General features: G+C 35.8%; 13 protein-coding genes. 10 read left to right on the plus strand and 3 right to left on the minus strand.

Annotated features, from left to right (window positions below; translation table 11 throughout):
* The first annotated feature begins 1 nt into the window (after position 1).
* Positions 2-766: a CpsD/CapB family tyrosine-protein kinase gene (locus BN2390_RS03630; protein WP_053982989.1), complete on the plus strand. Its 765-nt coding sequence runs from the start codon at positions 2-4 to the stop codon at positions 764-766.
* A 201-nt stretch (positions 767-967) separates the two neighbouring features.
* Here BN2390_RS03630 and BN2390_RS03635 read toward each other — a convergent pair whose 3' ends face one another.
* Complete coding sequence (locus BN2390_RS03635; RefSeq protein WP_053982990.1) at positions 968-2,869, minus strand: polysaccharide biosynthesis protein; 1,902 nt, start codon at positions 2,867-2,869, stop codon at positions 968-970.
* 190 nt (positions 2,870-3,059) lie between these two features.
* Here BN2390_RS03635 and BN2390_RS03640 point away from each other — a divergent pair, with 190 nt between their 5' ends.
* Together BN2390_RS03640 and BN2390_RS03645 are read left to right on the plus strand one after the other, a co-directional pair.
* A complete protein-coding gene (locus BN2390_RS03640) occupies positions 3,060-3,809 on the plus strand; it encodes a tyrosine-protein phosphatase (protein WP_053982991.1) in 750 nt (249 codons plus the stop codon).
* A 232-nt stretch (positions 3,810-4,041) separates the two neighbouring features.
* Positions 4,042-4,572 (plus strand): type III toxin-antitoxin system ToxN/AbiQ family toxin, encoded by a 531-nt coding sequence (locus tag BN2390_RS03645; RefSeq protein ID WP_053982992.1) that lies wholly within the window; start codon positions 4,042-4,044, stop codon positions 4,570-4,572.
* Between the two features lie 35 nt (positions 4,573-4,607).
* Here the strand turns inward: BN2390_RS03645 and BN2390_RS03650 are convergent, their stop codons facing one another.
* Positions 4,608-6,515 carry a polysaccharide biosynthesis protein gene (locus BN2390_RS03650; RefSeq protein WP_053982993.1) on the minus strand — a complete coding sequence of 636 codons (1,908 nt, stop codon included), beginning with the start codon at positions 6,513-6,515 and terminating at the stop codon, positions 4,608-4,610.
* Between the two features lie 301 nt (positions 6,516-6,816).
* On the opposite strand from BN2390_RS03650, the gene BN2390_RS03655 reads away from it, so the two are divergent.
* From BN2390_RS03655 to BN2390_RS03675, 5 genes are all read left to right on the plus strand, one after another.
* On the plus strand, positions 6,817-8,511 hold the full coding sequence (locus BN2390_RS03655; RefSeq protein ID WP_053982994.1) for an ABC transporter ATP-binding protein: 1,695 nt from the start codon (positions 6,817-6,819) through the stop codon (positions 8,509-8,511).
* Entirely contained in the window at positions 8,504-9,328 is an 825-nt protein-coding gene (locus tag BN2390_RS03660) for an energy-coupling factor transporter transmembrane component T family protein (protein ID WP_053982995.1), read from the plus strand. The genes BN2390_RS03655 and BN2390_RS03660 overlap by 8 nt, the downstream gene beginning before the upstream one ends.
* Before the next feature lie 149 nt (positions 9,329-9,477).
* The gene (locus BN2390_RS03665) at positions 9,478-11,514 is read left to right on the plus strand and encodes a methyl-accepting chemotaxis protein (RefSeq protein ID WP_053982996.1); all 2,037 of its coding nucleotides are present in this window, start codon (positions 9,478-9,480) and stop codon (positions 11,512-11,514) included.
* Between the two features lie 427 nt (positions 11,515-11,941).
* The gene (locus tag BN2390_RS03670) at positions 11,942-12,649 is read left to right on the plus strand and encodes a LytR/AlgR family response regulator transcription factor (protein WP_053982997.1); all 708 of its coding nucleotides are present in this window, start codon (positions 11,942-11,944) and stop codon (positions 12,647-12,649) included.
* A gap of 20 nt (positions 12,650-12,669) precedes the next feature.
* A complete protein-coding gene (locus BN2390_RS03675; protein WP_053982998.1) occupies positions 12,670-14,367 on the plus strand; it encodes a cache domain-containing protein in 1,698 nt (565 codons plus the stop codon).
* Between the two features lie 84 nt (positions 14,368-14,451).
* Here BN2390_RS03675 and BN2390_RS03680 read toward each other — a convergent pair whose 3' ends face one another.
* Entirely contained in the window at positions 14,452-16,635 is a 2,184-nt protein-coding gene (locus BN2390_RS03680; RefSeq protein WP_053982999.1) for a helix-turn-helix domain-containing protein, read from the minus strand.
* A 196-nt stretch (positions 16,636-16,831) separates the two neighbouring features.
* Here BN2390_RS03680 and BN2390_RS03685 point away from each other — a divergent pair, with 196 nt between their 5' ends.
* Together BN2390_RS03685 and BN2390_RS03690 are read left to right on the plus strand one after the other, a co-directional pair.
* Positions 16,832-17,755: an ABC transporter permease gene (locus BN2390_RS03685; protein WP_053983000.1), complete on the plus strand. Its 924-nt coding sequence runs from the start codon at positions 16,832-16,834 to the stop codon at positions 17,753-17,755.
* Positions 17,756-17,767: 12 nt separating this feature from the next.
* Positions 17,768-18,685 (plus strand): carbohydrate ABC transporter permease, encoded by a 918-nt coding sequence (locus BN2390_RS03690; RefSeq protein WP_053983001.1) that lies wholly within the window; start codon positions 17,768-17,770, stop codon positions 18,683-18,685.
* Positions 18,686-18,694: the final 9 nt, after the last annotated feature.

Genomic DNA, 18,694 nt, shown 5'->3' on the forward strand with positions numbered 1-18,694 from the left:
TATGAGAACATTTTTTAGCAGAAAGAAAAAAAGTGAGACAGCTGTTTCACCTGAACACGAAAAAGAACTTATTTTAAATGACACAGCAAGCTTCCATGTTAAGGAGGCTTACAAAGCAACACGTACCAATACTATGTTTTCTATTGCAGATAAAGGGTGTAAGAAAATCGTTGTAACAAGCTCATTCCCAGGAGAGGGCAAGAGCACAACATGTCTTAATCTAGCCATTACTTTTGCACAAACAGGTTCAAAAGTATTAGTAGTGGATGCAGACCTTAGAAAACCTACAGTACATAGAAAGTTAGATGTGCAAAACACAAAAGGCCTTGCCCATTTACTTGGTCACTTCAATGAAATAGATGAGGTGATTGTACCTAGTAAATTCGAGAACCTTGATGTGATTACATCAGGGCATATTCCACCTAACCCAGCAGAGCTTCTAGCATCTGACACAATGGGGACAATCTTAGATAAACTTGGTGAGAAATATGACTATATCTTTATTGATACACCACCTCTTAATGTGGTAACAGATGCAACAGTCCTTTCAAAGGCTGTATCTGGTACAGTACTTGTAGTAAGACAGGGTGTTACTCATCACAGAGATATGCAAGATGCATTAGGCAAGTTAGAGTTTGCTAATGCTAAAGTACTTGGGATGATTCTACATGGTGTTAAAGAGAACCAAAAAGGTTACTACGGTAAATATGGTAAATATAGTCGCTATGGCTATAGCCAAGATGCTTATGCAACTTATGAGCAGTAGAAGCTAACCCAATATAAACAGATTTCCTAGAGAGAAATCATAATCTAAGTATATGAAGGGATAGACTACATGAAGTAGGCTATCCCTTTTCTTAGTTACAATAAAGATATTTTCAAGTGTAATTAGAGCATTTATTCATAAATTAAAAAGGTGAGATTCTACCACTTAATGGGTATAATCTCACCTTTTTATTACTAAGTATTAGCCAGCTTGTGCTGTATCTTTTTCAGCTAATGGCGTATCACAACCATTTGGTGAGATACGATAAGTTGGTACCACGTGATGAAGTGCTTCACGTAAGTCGAAGCTACTTTCGATGGCATTATGTAAGTATTTCAGGTGTTCCGTAAGTTCTAGGAAGGTCATGGAGCTTGGATGGCCAATGAAAATCTTTTTATTAGGTGTCTTGGCAATTCCTTCTTCATCCATAAGGAGCTCTTCATAGAGTTTTTCACCTGGGCGTAGACCTGTGAAGACAATGTCTACATCTTTGTATGGCTCAAGGCCAGAAAGACGAATAAAGTTTTCTGCTAAATCTAAGATTTTAACAGGTTGTCCCATATCAAGGACAAAGATTTCACCGCCTTCTGCAAAGGACATAGCTTGCAGAATGAGACGAACAGCTTCAGGTATAGTCATAAAGTAGCGAATGATATCTGGGTGAGTAACAGTAAGTGGACCACCATCCTCTAGTTGACGTCTAAAGAGTGGAATAACACTACCATTACTACCAAGTACGTTACCAAAGCGCACAGCTACAAAGTCTGTATGAGTTGTTGTGCGGTTGATAGATTGTACAATCAATTCGCAAATACGTTTAGTTGCTCCCATAACGTTTGTTGGATTAACCGCTTTGTCTGTAGAGATAAGAACAAATTTTTTGATTCTGTACTCTTTTGCACAAAGTGCCACATTAAGTGTACCAAATACGTTGTTTTTGATGGCTTCACTTGGACTATCTTCCATAAGTGGTACATGCTTATGGGCAGCAGCATGGAAGACAATATCAGGTTTGTATAAGCTAAAGATCTCCTCTAATTTACCTTTATCTCGTACAGAACCGATAAGAACAGTAAGCGCAGACTTAGGAAAACCGTTGCGTAAAAGCTCGTTTTGTAAATCATAAGCATTGTTTTCATAAATATCAAAGATAACCAGCCTATCTGGTTTGAAATCACTAATCTGTCTACACAGCTCAGAACCGATAGAACCACCACCACCTGTAACAAGGATAGTACGTCCTGCAATGTTTTCTTTAACAGGTGTAGAATCAAGAACAATCTCTTCACGTCCGAGTAAGTCTTCAATCTTTACATTACGAAGGTGAGTAGATGGTGCATCATCAGAGATGGCACTTGAAATACCAGAGAAAATCTTTAAGCGACAGTCGGTTTTGTTACAAAGTGCAAGGACTTCTGCAATTCGTACAACACCTGCAGACGGTATGGCTACAATGAGCGTATCAATATTGTAGTTTTCTACGTACTTTTCAACATTTTCGATAGCACCTACAATAGGGACACCATTAAGTGATGAACGGTGTTTTGACTTGTCATCATCTAATGCAGCAATAATTTTAGTATGTTGTTTAAGTGATTTTTTTGATTCTCTCACAATAATAGCACCTGCATCTCCAGCACCTATTAAAAGTGCACGGTGTTTTGCAACGCCATTAAAATGGTCTTTGAGAAAGATATAACTTTTAGAAAACTTGCTTAAAATACGATTTACAAATTTGTAACTAAAACGAGAAAGGATCATCATCAATAATAGGATGATGACATAAAAGACATAAACTGTACGTGGAAATGGTTCCTCAATAAAATGTCCATAACTTACAAATAAAACACAAGAAAGTAATGTAGCCCCTCCGATATACAAAAGCTCTCTTGTTGTAATATATTTAAGTAGACATCTGTACAGTCTAAAGCTGATATTCACGACAAGGTGAATAAGCGTCAAGACGATGAGTTGATGCTTATACATTTCAAAATAAGTAAACGGAATACTTAAATCAAAGCGTAAAATAAGCGCCAACAATAAAGCCATGTTTACAAGTAGAATATCACTTACAAGTAAAATGGATTTGTAAAAAATATACATTTCTAGCCCCCCAAAAAATATAAAATAGATAACATATTTAGTTTAACACACAAATTTTGACATATCAATTTACACTGTGTAAAAAAATGATGTAATATGTAAATATATAGACTAATAATTAATTTGATATAAATATATAAACAAAATATATAACTAAAATATATACGTAAAATGAGAAGGAGCTTAGAAAATGATTGATTTTCATACACATGTTTTACCAGAAATAGATGATGGTAGTAGAAGTAGCGAAGAATCTCATGCAATATTAAAACAACAAAAGGCAGCAGGTACAAAGGCCATAGTTGCCTCATCACATTTCTATCCAGACAAAGACCTAGAGACATTTGTACAACAAAGAAGTGAGGCACTTAGCAAGATTCAAGAATATGGTCAAGAGTTAGGCATAGAGATAAGAACAGCAGCAGAAGTTCTTTTATCTGTGGATACATGGAAATTAGAAGGATTAGAGCAATTAGCTATAGAAGGTACACATTATATTTTATTAGAGATGCCTTATAGCCATTGGTCTGAGTGGGTATATACAAGTGTAGCCAAGATTAAAGAAAGTACAGGACTGATACCCATCATTGCCCATGTGGAACGCTATGATACAGTAATGGAGAATCCCAACTGTTTACAACCCTTCTTAGATATGGGGTGTATCATCCAAATTAATACGGTTTCACTACATAAGCAATCTACAAGGAGAAAGCTGACTTGTAAGTTAGTGAAGCACGGATTTGCTCATGTACTAGGTTCGGACGTACATAGAGCTAAAGTATTTAACTCTGTAGCAGGTGGCTATGAGATGCTTGAGCAACAAGTAGGCAAAGAAGAAATAAGTAAGATGCAAGCAATTGGAGCAGGCATTTTAGCAGACCAAATGGTAAGGTTGCCAAAGCCAAAACCTTTCAAGAAAATACTAGGACGATGGTATTAAATCTTTTGAAGAAGTCAAAACTGTAACATAAGATTGATTTTTTTAAGGTAAATGCATATAATAAAGGTGTAATAGTATGAGTGCTTCGCTACTTTTAAATGCGAACTTTAACATTGAGTACTTCGCTACTTTTAAATGCGAACTTTAACATTGAGTGCTTCGCTACTTTTAAATGCGAACTTTAATGAAAGAGTAAGGATTATCCTTACTCTTTATTACGTAGGAGAAAAAAATGTCTTTATCATTTTATTATGTATCAGCAGATTATGTAAGATACTTGCAAGCAGAAGAAACTAACCAAAGAGGTTTTACACATGTTCCGAATGTAGAATATAGCCAAAGTCATAATCAAAAGTTCGTTTTAGGAATTATACTAGAGATGAATGGCTTCGATTACTATGTCCCAGTATCTTCATATAGTATTAAGCGCTCTGATAATATTTTAATCAATATAGATTCAGATACAGTGAATCCTATCAAAGGTTCCATAAGATTTAATTATATGTTTCCAATCCCAAAGGGATTAGCTAAAGAATTAATTATTAAAAATGAAAGTAATTCTGGTAGAAGAAGTTTATTAAATAAAGAATGGAAATTTTGCATAGAGAATGAAGTAAAGATTAGAAATAAAGCAAGACAAACATACTCTAAGGTAATTAATAGAGTTAATGAGAGTGTAGCTAAAAATAGTTGTGATTTTAGACTATTAGAACAAGCATGCCAGACATACATAAATAAACAAATAGATATAACAAAAGAGTAGAATCTCCGTAGATTCTACTCTTTTTTATTACTAGATTAAGACGCCTGTGTCTTGCGTTTAGCTTCGCTGATCTCGTTAGCAGTAGGTTTATGTTTGGGTGCACGGTAGGTTGGTACTACTTGGTGGAGCGCTGCTTTAAGGTCGGCATCGGTGTCTAGGGCGTGGCGCAAGAAGTTGAGGTGATTGGTAAGTTGGGTAAAGGTAATATTACTTGGTTTACCAATAAAGATTTTCTTAGAGTCGGTCTTAGTCATACCTTCTTCTGCCATAAGGAGTTCTTCGTAGAGCTTCTCTCCTGGGCGAAGACCAGTGAATTTGATATCTACGTCTTTGTAAGGTTCCAGGCCAGAAAGACGGATGAAGTTGATGGCTAGGTCTAGGATTTTAACGGGTTTTCCCATATCTAGAATAAAGATTTCACCACCTTGGGCAAAGGTCATGGCTTGAAGGATTAAGCGAACCGCTTCAGGGATAGTCATAAAGTAGCGGATAATCTCAGGGTGGGTTACTGTCAGTGGACCACCGGCTTCAAGTTGGCGTTTGAAGAGAGGGATCACACTCCCATTACTTCCTAGTACGTTACCAAAGCGTACAGCGACAAAGTCTGTATAAGGTGTTGTATTGTTAATGGCTTGCACAATGAGTTCACACATACGTTTAGTTGCACCCATGACATTGGTTGGGTTAACAGCTTTATCTGTAGAGATAAGTAGGAACTTGCGTGCACGGTACTCTTTGGCACACATGGCTACATTATAAGTGCCGAAGATATTGTTTTTGATGGCCTCACTTGGACTATCTTCCATAAGAGGTACATGCTTATGAGCTGCGGCGTGGAAGACTAAGTCAGGTTTATATGTTTCAAAGACTTCGTTAAGTTTTCCAGTATCACGAACAGAGCCGATTAGTACAGTAAGCTTCTCTTTTGGGAAGCCATGAGCTAAAAGTTCGTTTTGAATGTCATAGGCGTTGTTTTCATAAATATCAAAGATAACCAGACGCTTAGGCTTGAAGCTACTTACTTGTCTACAGAGCTCAGAACCAATAGACCCACCACCACCTGTAATAAGCACAGTATAGCCTTCAATGTGTGGCCCCACCTTAGAGGCATCTAGAACAATCTCATCTCTACCAAGGAGATCTTCGATTTTTACATTACGTACAGTATAAGGCTCAGGACTAGAGCTGATGGCACTTGAGATACCAGAGAATATTTTTAATGTACAAGTAGTATGACTACCAAGTTCTAACACCTCAGAGATGCGGTCTTTACCAGCAGCAGGCATGGCAACAATAATGGTATCTACATTATAAGTTTCTACATAGTGTTCTAAGTTCTCTATAGGTCCTCTTACAGGAATCCCATTGAGAGAAGAGTTGAATTTGGCTTTGTCATCATCTAAGGCCACAACAAACTTATAAGCTGAACGTGCAGTTTTTTTATTCTCTTTAATAAGAAGTGCAGCTGCATCGCCAGCACCAATGAGAAGGGTACGATTACGTGGTACACCCTTTACACGTCCTTCAATAAAAACATAGCTTTTTTTGCATTTACCTAAAATACGATGTGCAAACTTATAACTGAAACGAGATAAGATCATAAAGAGAAGTAAAATAGCAGTATACATGAAGTAGATAGAACGAGGCAGTGGTGAATTAATCATCGTACTATACATAAAGAAGAAACTGCAAGAAATAGTGGTGGCACCACCTATGTAGAGTAATTCGTGGGTTGTAATGTAACGCAACATACATTTATGTAATTTGAACATGAGATTCACAATAAGGTGAATACCTGTAAGTACTAAAAAGCTCCCCCAATAACTTGTAAGATACGCACTTGGTATATTCCCATCAAATCTTAGGATCAGTGCACAAAGAAACGAGATATTCACAAGGAACATATCGCTTATAAGTAGTATTAATTTGTAAACGAACGACATCTTTAAACCCCCAATATTTTAATGAATCTATGTTATCTTGCAACAGTCTAGCATATGTAAAAATATGGAACAATTATATAGCTGTATATAAAATACAAAATGAGACATAAAAAAAGATACTAGAGGCCTAATAGGGATCATAGATTAAGAATAAAATACAAGCTAGAATAGATGAAAATGGGGTATACTGTTAACAATTACATAGGCTTGAAAATTGACAAAGATACCCCCTCATTCTATAATAAAGCGTTAGGATTAATTATGAACGACAAAAAATGACAACCAAGGAGGGATAGTGGCAATGGGTATTTGCTTTAAGGACTTTACCTTTCAATATGAGAACCTCAAAAATCCAACTTTAAAAAATATAAATTTAGACATCCAAACAGGTGAGAAAGTATTGATTGCAGGCCCGAGTGGAAGTGGTAAGTCTACCCTTGCCCACTGTCTAAACGGATTGATTCCCCATGCCTATAAGGGCAAACATGAAGGGGAGCTTCTATTAAATGGAGAGAAGCTCTATGGTAGAAGCTTAGAAGAAGTGAGTAAAAGTATCGGAACCATTCTACAAGATGCAGATGGACAGTTTATTGCCCTAAGTGTAGGAGAAGATGTGGCTTTTGCCTTTGAGAATGATGGAATGGCAGTGCCGCAGATGCATGATAAGGTAGGCAAGATTCTTGCTAACTTTAATATGGAAGCTTTTGAAGAGAGAAGCCCACAAAACTTAAGTGGGGGACAAAAGCAAAAGGTAGCTATGGCAGGGGTTATGGCTATGAATACTCAGATTTTACTCTTTGATGAGCCTCTTGCTAACTTAGACCCAATCAGTGGGCAGTTAGCTATGGATACCATTAACAAACTCCATAAGGAGACAAAGAAGACAGTGATTGTAGTAGAGCACCGTATCGAAGAAGTACTGGCTCACGGCTTTGACCGTCTTGTAGTGATGCACAAAGGTGAGATTCTCTTTAATGGGACACCAGATGAAGCCCTTAGATGTGGCGTACTTGTAGAGAATGGTCTAAGAGAACCTCTTTATATTGAGACTCTTAGAAATTGTGGCATTGATTTATCAAAAGAACAGCATCTCACACAGATTGAGAGCTTGCTTTCTCATAAGGGAGAAGTACTTCATCAACTAGCAGGGGTCATGCATACAAAAGAAGTACCACAACAAAGTCCACTTGTAGAATGTAAGGACTTAAACTTTAGTTACGCCAAAGAGAACGGACAAATCTTAAAAGGGATTTCCTTCAACCTTTATGAGGGAGAATTCTTAGCCATACTTGGGAACAATGGGGCAGGGAAGTCTACCCTTCTCAAGTCGCTTACAGGTTTTTGTAAGTTAGACGGTGGCAAGATTCTCTATAAAGGAGAAGATATGACCAAGTGGTCTATTAGAAAACGTGCAGACGTTATTGGCTATGTAATGCAAAACCCAAACCACATGATTACCCAATATATGATCTATGATGAGATCGCCTTTGGTCTACGTAACTTTGGCTATGATGAAGCCACAGTAGCGGCACGTGTAGAAGAAGCCTTAGAAAAGTGTGGGCTGATGGCGTACAAGAAATGGCCAATCTCATCTCTTAGCTTTGGGCAAAAGAAGCGTGTCACCATTGCTTCTATCTTAGCTATGAAACCTAAGATTATCGTACTAGATGAGCCAACAGCAGGACAAGACCATAAGAACTATACAGAGTTTATGAACTTCTTAATGACACTGAAAAGAGAAGGGATCACTGTAGTCATGATTACTCATGATATTCAACTTGCTCTTGAGTATGCAGACCGTGCCATCGTCCTTTCTGGTGGAGAAATCTTGCAAGATGGCACAATTTACGATGTCCTTGCCAATCAAGAAGTCTTAGCAAAAGCTAACTTAAAAGAGACGTCTATTAGTGCTTTAGGCGAGCTCTATAACATACAACAGAAAAATATATTCTTAAAACAAGTCATAGAACAAGGGAGACAGCAAGTAAATGAATAATACAGGCTCATTATATATTGATAAGCCGTCTTTCTTGCATAAGTTAGATGGAGGGGTAAAGCTTATATGGGTACTCATATGGAGTATCTTTACATTCCTTTTTATGGATCTTCGTATCTTCTTAGGACTCATTATAATAGGAAGTGTTTTACTCTACTTATCCAAGATAGAATGGCGTAGCATACGTACTTTAGTAGGATTTATACTGGCATTTACAGTGTTTAACTCCATCCTACTACTGGTTCTTACTCCTAACCATGGGGCACAACTGGCGGGTTCTACAACACCGTTACTGAAGATAGGTTTCTACACTTTAACCTTAGAAAACTTATTCTATGTACTTACCATTTCATGTAAGTATATTGCTTTACTACCGATTACACTGATCTTCTTATTTACAACCCATCCAAGTAAATTTGCAAGTAGTTTAAATCGTATCGGTGTACCTTACAAGGTAGCCTACACTGTAAGTATTGCCCTTCGATATGTGCCAGATATTCAAAGAGAAGTGAAGCATATCATTATGGCACAAGAAGCAAGAGGAGTAGCCTTCAAAAAGGGCGATGCACCTCTTGGCAAGATTCTTAAGAACTATGTAACCGTATTAATTCCACTGGTACTTGGTTCATTAGATCGTATTGAAGTGGTTTCTAATGCCATGGATTTACGTGGATTTGGCAAGGCGAAGACACGTACATGGTACGTAAGAGAACCTATTACAACCAATGATAAAATCGCCTTAGTGGTAGGTATTTTATTCCTAGTAGGAGGACTTATCCTAAAAGGACAAATTGCCTACTTCTGGTATCCATTTTAAAGAAAACATAGAAAGAGTTGCTAATGAAATATATTAGTAACTCTTTCTATTTATATATAAAAATATACTTAAATAAAATTTTATGTAAATTAATAATGAATTGAACCGATATATAAATGGAAGTATACATAAAAAAGGAGGAACTTTATATGCGCAAAATTAAATCATTAGGCGTACGTATTAGTATATACATTATACTTATCACATCTATACTTATGCTTATCTTTGGTGTATCTATCGGATCATACTTTAAAAAGCAGGTCATTGCTCTAAAGACAGATAAGCTTCAAACCATAGCAGAGGATGTAACAGTTGAAGTAAATGATTATTTTCAAGATTATCTACAGCTTTTAACACCATTTACTTATAATCCAATGTTCTCTAAAATGTTAAGTGAGAGCTCTAGTCATGAGGCATTATCTAATCATCCAAACTATGAAGCAATTATTGGGACAATGGATGAACTACAAAAGAATGAAGATGTGGTCATGGCAGCATGGTTTTATGATGTAGATGCAGATATTTTGCTTAATCATCAGGGACAGGCACCTGCTAAAGGCTATAAAGCCAGTGAAAGATTATGGTATGGGCCTATTATGAAAGAGGGAAAAGACGTTGCACTTACACCACCTTACATCGATACATTTACTGGTGAATATATCGTAAGTTTAGCAAAGCCTATTAAAGTAAATAATCAAATTGTTGGTATCACTGGAATGAATATAAAGATAGATACCATTATAGATATAGCAAAATCTATTCAAGTAGGTGAAACAGGGTATTTAACAATCCTAACAGCAGATGATACCGTATTCTATCATGAGAATGCAGAATATATTTTACAGCCAATTAGTGAAATAGGTGTAGATGCTAACCTACTCAATCTTGTACAATCCAATATAAAAGGAATAACTGAATATACCAATAGTAGTGATATACTATATGGTGCACTTGACATTTGTGAGCTCAACGGATGGAAGGTCATAGCTTCGTTGCCAAGCAGTGAATTTTTAAGAGAAGTGAACTTAATGATTAATGTAATTATAGTAGGTTTAGTAACTATACTTGTTGTAACTGGTATTGCTATTTTCCTATGTGTGCAAAAACAAATGCAAGCTTTAAAATTACTAGGAACATACTGCATGCAGTTGGCTAAAGGTGATTTTACCTTTACCATTGCAGACCAATTATGCTCAAGAGTAGATGAATTAGGTATGCTTGCCAATAACTTCATGACTATGAAATCCAATGTTTCTACACTCATTAATCAAGTGAATGAATCAGGAGTTGAAGTTAATCAATCTTCACAAGAACTTTTAGAAAACCTCACTCAAATGGCTCGTGTAGCAGAAGATTTAGCAGGTGGTGTAGCCAATATTGCTGAAGGTGCGACTACACAAGCTCATCAAATCCAATCTGGTTTAGAAAAAACAAACTTACTTGCTGATAACATACAGCATAACATTGCGAATATTAATTCTCTAGACGAGTCAACTCAGGCAGTTGATACAGCTGTAACAGATGGACAACATATACTCAATGAGTTAATACAAAATACAGGATTTATCCAAGAAGCTACCTCACAAGTACAAAGTTCTATTGAATCGATTAATACATATAGTCATAAAATAGAAGAAATGAATGAGACAATAGGTACCATTGCTCATCAAACGAATTTATTAGCTTTAAATGCAGCTATAGAAGCAGCAAGAGCAGGAGAAGCAGGTTCAGGCTTTGCTGTTGTGGCTAGCCAAATTAAAAAATTAGCGGAGCAAAGTGCAGCTTCTTCTCAAGAAATCAACCAAGTTGTTTCAGACATTCAGTCATTGATTGTTTCAGCTGTAGAGCAAGTACAAACTTGTTCTAATACAGTAATGGATCAAGTGAAGCATGTTGATCATACAAGAGGACAATACAATACAATTAAAAGTTCTGTACTGACCACGCAAAATAACTTAGGAGATTTAGAACAAACTGCAAAAGTAATGAGTGAAAATAAAGATGAAATGCTTAGACTACTTACTGCACTATCAGAGATTTCTGAGGAGTATGCTGCAAGTACTGAGGAGTCTTCTGCAAATATAGAAGAACAAAGCGCGACTATAGAGAATTTAACAGAAGAATGTCGTAAGCTAGCAACCCTTTCGGATGAACTCTTAACAAGTCTTACTCAGTTTAAACTATAAAATAAGAAGACCACTCTAGGGGATAGAGTGGTCTTCTTGTTCTGTCATACAAGTTTTATACATCATCATACAAAGTCCGTCTTGGGGAATTAGGGTTTGCTATTTAGTCATGTCGTAAGGGGAGACATATCTACTTATATATAACAGGCATTAAGGGTAAGGGGAGTATAATACCTGCTTTTCGTCCATATAAGTGTTGAGTAAAGATGTTGTATGTATAAAACTTGCTATTCGGTTAAGTGTATATGATTGATGCTCTAGGGGAGTAGAGCATTGAGATAGAGTGCTTAGCTCTATGTGAACATCTTAATACAAATAAAAAGACATATCAACAAAATATGACAAAGTGGGAAAAAAATATGAAAAAGTGGTACTTTTGTAGTATATTAGTAGTATAGAAAATGATTTTAGGGGTGAGGAAATAGGAATGTACAAAATAGCAATTTGTGAGGATGAAGTACTTCAAAAAACTTATATGGGTAACTTATTAAAGAAGATTGCCAAAGAGAATAACGTAGAATTTGACATCAGGTTGTTTGCAGCAGGGGAACAGCTACTAGAAGCTGGATATGATGAGTATGACATGATTATATTAGACATCGAAATGGGGCAGATTAATGGCGTAGAAGTAGCCAAACGTATTAGACAAACGAACAAAGAAGTGAAGATTATTTTTGTAACAGGCGTGGAGAAGCTCTGGCCAGAAGGTTACAATGTCAATGCGTATCGCTATATTGTTAAACCTGTAGATGAACAAAGTTTTTCACAAGCCATTGTAGAGTTACTTGAAATGATAGGTAAGTCACAACAGTATATTACCTTGAAAAGTGAAGGTACACTAGAACGTATAGCTATTCCTGATATTAAGTATTTAGCCATACAAGATCGCAAGGTAGAACTGTATATAACAGGCAGAAGTATCACAACTAATATCCCTATGCAAGAATGGGAAGAAATGTTAACAGGCCATGGTTTTGCAAGTCCGCATAAAAGTTACCTTGTTAACCTACAATATGTAAGTCGCTTAAACAAAGAAAGCCTACAACTTACTACAGGTGAAGAAGTTTATGTGTCAAAACGTAAGTATAAGACTTTTAAAGAAGAATTTATGATGTATGTGGAGAAGATGAACTAAGAAGGGAGTAGAAAATATCGATGACAGATGTGAAGGGGAAGCCCGGACAAGATAGGTTACGGCTCTATATAGGTGCAAGTGTTATACTGATTTTAATAAGCATTGGCCTCTTTGCAACCTACGTTTTTGGAACGAAGAAAATGTATGATGAGAGTGTAAATAATGTTTATACAACTATTCTAGAATTCCAAGAGGGGAGTCTTAAAGAGACCGTTGAACGTACCATTAAGGATGTTGAACTAGAACGTAGCAGAGTGATGAATGAGCTGGAAAGTTTTTATAAATCTATAGGCACTTTTAGTGAAGAAAAGTTAGAAAATGATAGAATAGAAAATTTACTAAAAGCTTTCAAAGACATACATATCGTGAATGAGTATAGTGTAAAGACACATTGGATGATTTGGGACCATACCCAGGGGGCACTCAAGTATACAAATGATGAAGTAGCACAAGATATTGATACACAAGGAGCCTTTGAAGCCCATATTATTAAGCATTATAAATATAAAATGATCTTTAAAACACTATCAGACGAATATACGATTGTAATGGGAACAAAAGAAGCAGATATTGATGAAGCCGTAAAGGCTGTATCTGCCAATAAGATCCGTGAATTAGCCTTAGATGATGGCGGTTACATATGGGTCGATGAAATTGTTAATTATGGTGAAGCAGATGAGTATGCCATTCGTTTGGTACAGCCTAATCGTATTGATACAGAAGGCATGCTCCTATCTATGGATGAGAAAGATGCAGATATCAACTTTCCATTCTTAAATGAGTTAGAAGACATTAAAAAGTATGGTGAGTCCACCAATAAATATTATTATAAGAAGAAAGACAGTAATGAACTTGGGCTTAAGCTCGGTTATACCAAGCTCTATCCACGATATAACTGGATGATAGGGACAGGCATCTACCTAGAGGAATTAGAACAGTATCACGTACAAAACATTAAGCGATTTGAAGAGGAGCTACAAAAGCAAATCTATATTACCCTTATTAATTTTGTTGTACTGTTATTTATTGTTCTTATTACAGGTGGCTTGCTCTCTAGCTATTACAGCTTTAAAAAGCGAGAGCTTGTAGAAGAAAGAAACAAGATCCTAGAAGGACATTATCAAATCCTAGGCAAGAAGTATGACAAGACCCACGAGATATTACACGATGTCAAAAATCATCTGGCCAGTATCTACTGCTTAGCTATGGAGACACAAAGTCAGCAATTGGTTAACTATATCAAAAGTATGAATCATGATCTGAGTAAGCTGTCTCACACCGTACTAACAGGTAATAAGATGCTAGACATTATTCTTAATGACAAAATGGAAACCATGCAAAAGGAAGAAATTCAGTTTGACTATAATATACAAGATGTGCAGCTAGATTTTATAGAAGACAAAGACTTAGTAAGTCTATTGGCAAATGCCTTTAACAATGCCATTGAGGGAGCTAAAAGAAGTGAAGCCAAGACCATCCACTTCAACTTGTATGCCTATAACCAAGCTTTTATCACCTTCAAGCTGGTAAATAGTTGTGACACCTTACCAAAGACTAAGGGTAATCAACTCATCACCACCAAGGAGGACAAGGACTTCCACGGTTATGGTATGAGGAGTATGTATAAGACCGCTGAGAAGTATGAGGGTAGATTGGGATGGGAATACAGCAAGGAAGCCAAGGAATTCACTTTATCCATTACCCTTCCTAAAGCCTAACAAAGTGATAAATAATAGATCTAAAAAGAGTCTTATGGCTAGAGTGCCATAAGACTCTTTTTTTACCTACATCTAGGCAATAACTTATTTTGCTTGTGCTCTAAATTCACCAGGGGTCATATTGGTAAATTGTTTGAAACGCCTTATAAAGCTAGAAGGCTGTGTATAACCAATAGAAGTAGCAATATCTGTAATGGTCATAGAGGTTGTGCAAAGGAGCTGCTTAGCCTTTTCAATACGAAGTGCATTAATATAGGAAGAAACATTAACGCTAGTCGTTGCTTTAAACTGATGACTCAAGTTAGAAATAGACAGATTAAAATGATCTGCTAAGAAGGACACAGATAAATCATACTCACAATAATGTTGATTAATATAATCAATAATCACTTGAATCGATGAGGAGGCACAAGGTTCGGTGTGAAGTTGTATAATACCTATTACTTCTTTAGAGAGTGTAAGGATGTACTCTGTAAACAAAGCTTTAGAAAAAGGCGTATTCGTCTTGGAAAGATTGTCAAAGTTTGTTACAGAAGTGATATTTAATATTTTAGCTGCCTTCTTAAAAACATGTGAAATAGTATAGGCTAAAGGTAGGAGAAGTGGATTACACTCATCCAAACTATTAATATAATCTACAAGTATATTTACAAAAAGCTCTATTTTTTCAATGTTACGACTGGTGATGGCATCCTGTAAGCCGGAGAGTTCAGCTTCTGGATAGGAGAATTCTACAGGTTTTTGTAGATTCACTTCTTCATAAAACAATAGAGTCTTATCAAGTGTACAGTCTGTATGCTGTGAGAGCTTAGAGCACTCTAGAAGGGCATAAGGCATACCACTTAATTCTGTATATTGATGACTGATACATAACCTTAGAGGGACAGACAAGGTAGCCTTAAGTGTACTATCTAAATTAAGTAATGCTTCTTTTAATAAGGTATCCATACCTGTTTGATAAAAGGCAATCCAGATAGACATGTTAGATTCAGTATAATCTACCTGATAAAGGTCTACACCCTCCAGTGGAGCCAGCTTAGCTTGTCTTAATAGCTGTTTATCTTCATTGCTTAACGTATAAGAAGGGGCAGGGCAGAGTGTAATAATTTTATACGTTTCATACTTGAGTAAAATATCCTTGTGGGCAGGGTTCATATTAAAACTTGAGATGGTCTTATATGTACCACTAAGCAATTTTAAAAGACTCTTTTCATAGTTGAGACGCCTATTGTCTCTATCTAATAGATCAAGTCCTACAGCAACCTGGTCTAGAGCATCTAGGTTTTTTGGAAGATTAAAGTTAAAGTCATGGAGAGATGCAAGTAAGCGCCTAATAGGCTCGTAGTATTTATTGGTTAAAACAAAGATAATGATAAAGCCCAGCAACAAGATCAAAAGATTGAGCAAGATAAACTTATTGGACAAGGTGCGTACTTTGGCTAATAAGAGCGCCTCGTTGACAATACTCATGTAAGTTAGATTACTAGTAGGAGAGGAGGTACTACTTATATAATAATGATCTTTGTATGTGGTTTGGATATTAGAAGGTTCCGTACCTGACAAGTTATCTAGAGATAAGGAGAAATCAGGAGGTGCATTTTTATAGAGTTCATAAGTGTCAGAGAGTATGTAAGTGTAAGATGCATTTTCAGTATCATAAATATTGTGAAGTGCATCTGAGAAAAATGAAAGATTGATTCTAAAGACAAAAAATGCAGATTGATTATGTACAGGTAAAATGTATTCGATACAAGGTGTAAGTGATGCAAGAATATTATCATCTGGTGCTTGGAATATAGGCTTAGAGATGCTATTTATCTTATTTTCAAAGTTTGCATATCCATTCAAAAAATTAGGATTGATTTGAGTATAGGTATTAATATTGTAAGTACCATTACAAGAGTAGAGTGTATTGGGGACATTTTTATTGTAGTAATAAATATCTACAAATGTAGGGTCAAGGGCTTTGATGGCATTAAGTTCTGCAAGAATATCATAAAAAGAGCTGATGTTATGTTTAATATAAGCGTCCGAAAAGTAAGGCGTACGTGTCAAATTACTTGTGACCTTATGAATGAGGTCAATTTTATGATCAAAATAAACTTGGAACTTATTAAGGTTATTATTGTTTTGTTGAATAACTTCAGTTTTATAGGTATCTAAAAAATAGTTCTGATAGCAGATATTTAAAGCCATAATAGGGATAAAAATAATGAAAAAGTAGGAGCAGAGGTGCTTATTAAATTCTTTAAATAGATTAGTATTCAAAAATAGACAACTCCTTTGGTAAATAGAATATAAGGCATTTATAACATATATATACCTAGAATTCAAGTTTTGATAAAATTATTTTTGTGTAAAATGTTTAAATTCAAAAAAAGTTTATACTAAAAATATTGAATATTTACCAATAAACCAATGTGTGGTTAGATGAAAATATGAAAACGAAAGGGGAAGAGATTATATGATAAGCAAAGCTCAGCGTAAGCAAACTTGGTTATTGATGAAAAGAAATTATATTTTATATCTTTTCTTGTTACCAGCTTTACTCTACATCATCATTTTTAATTATTGGCCCATGTATGGAATACAAATTGCCTTTAAAGATTATTTGCCCTATGAAGGGATAGCAGGTAGTCCATGGGTAGGATTGAAGCATTTCACCAAATTTTTTAATTCCATTATGTTCTGGGATCTATTAAAGAATACACTTTCAATTAGTATTTATTCTTTAGTTGCATCATTCCCAATTCCTATCCTTTTAGCTTTTATGATTAATTACACCAAAAATGAAAAGCTAAAAAAATTGACACAAACCATTACCTATGCACCACACTTTATTTCAACAGTGGTATTGGTAGGGATGCTCTCAATTTTCCTCTCTCCAAGGACTGGATTTATTAATACAATCTTGGAAGCACTAGGTGGAGAGCGTATATTCTTTTTAGGACAAAAAGAATGGTTTAGACATGTCTATGTATGGTCCGGCATATGGCAAGGTACAGGTTGGGCTTCTATTATTTATATTGCAGCGCTATCAGGCGTTAGCCCAGAGCTTCATGAAGCGGCCATTATAGATGGGGCCAGTAAGCTACAACGTATTAGACATATTGACTTCCCAGCCATTTTACCAACGATTACGATCTTACTTATTCTTAACATGGGGCAAGTCATGAATGTAGGATTTGAAAAAGTATTACTCATGCAAAATGATTTAAACTTAGAAGTATCAGAGATTATTTCTACTTATACATACAAGATGGGGCTAGTGAATGCCCAGTATAGTTATTCTACAGCTGTTGGCTTATTCAATAATATTATTAACTTCTGCATCCTTATAGGTGTCAATAGAGTAGCAAAAAAAGTATCAGGAACAAGCTTATGGTAGAGGAGGGGAACAATGAAGGCAGTAAGCACTAAAATAAAGGAAACAAGACAAGATAGGCTTTTCACGTGGATTACAATCACACTTATTATAGCTATTATTATTATAGTAGCTTATCCACTATATTTTGTATTAGTTGCCTCAGTATCAAGTCCAGCGGCAGTCAACTCAGGAGACTTACTTCTTTATCCAAAGGGCTTTTCGCTTATAGGGTATGAGAATATCCTTCAGAATGCGAAACTATGGAGTGGTTATGCCAATACCATATTTTATACAGTAATGGGGACATTGGTAGGGGTAAGCATTACCATTTTAGCAGGATATGCTTTTTCAAGATCAGATCTTCCTGGACGCAATATTTTAATGGGGATATTTGTGTTTACAATGTACTTTTCAGGAGGGCTTGTACCTCTATACTTAGTAGTGAAACAACTTCATTTAATTGACACAAGAGCCATTATTATTTTACTAGGTAGTGTGTCGGTCTATAACATTATTATTGCACGTTCTTTCTTTGCTTCAAGTATACCCAAAGAGTTGCAAGAAGCAGCCTTTGTAGATGGTTGTACCAACCAGAGATTTTTCTTTGAAATTGTTATACCTATTTCTAAACCCATTATAGCGGTTATTACACTTTATTGTGCAATCGCTTATTGGAATTCTTTCTTTAATGCAATGATTTACCTCAATGATACAGATAAATATCCTTTACAACTTGTATTAAGAGAAATTTTACTCTCATTCCAAATGATGATGCAGCAAGCAGCAAGTGGTGGTGGTGTAGATGCAGAGACAGTAAGTGAAATGAATACCTTAGTGGAAGTTGTAAAATACGGTGTTATTGTTGTTGCTACTATTCCAGTTCTCATTATCTATCCTTTCATACAAAAATATTTTGTTAAAGGCGTTATGATTGGCGCAGTCAAAGGATGATTTAATTTT

Origin of the sequence: Niameybacter massiliensis, assembly GCF_001282685.1 — a bacterium.
Lineage (GTDB): Bacteria > Bacillota > Clostridia > Lachnospirales > Cellulosilyticaceae > Holtiella > Holtiella tumoricola.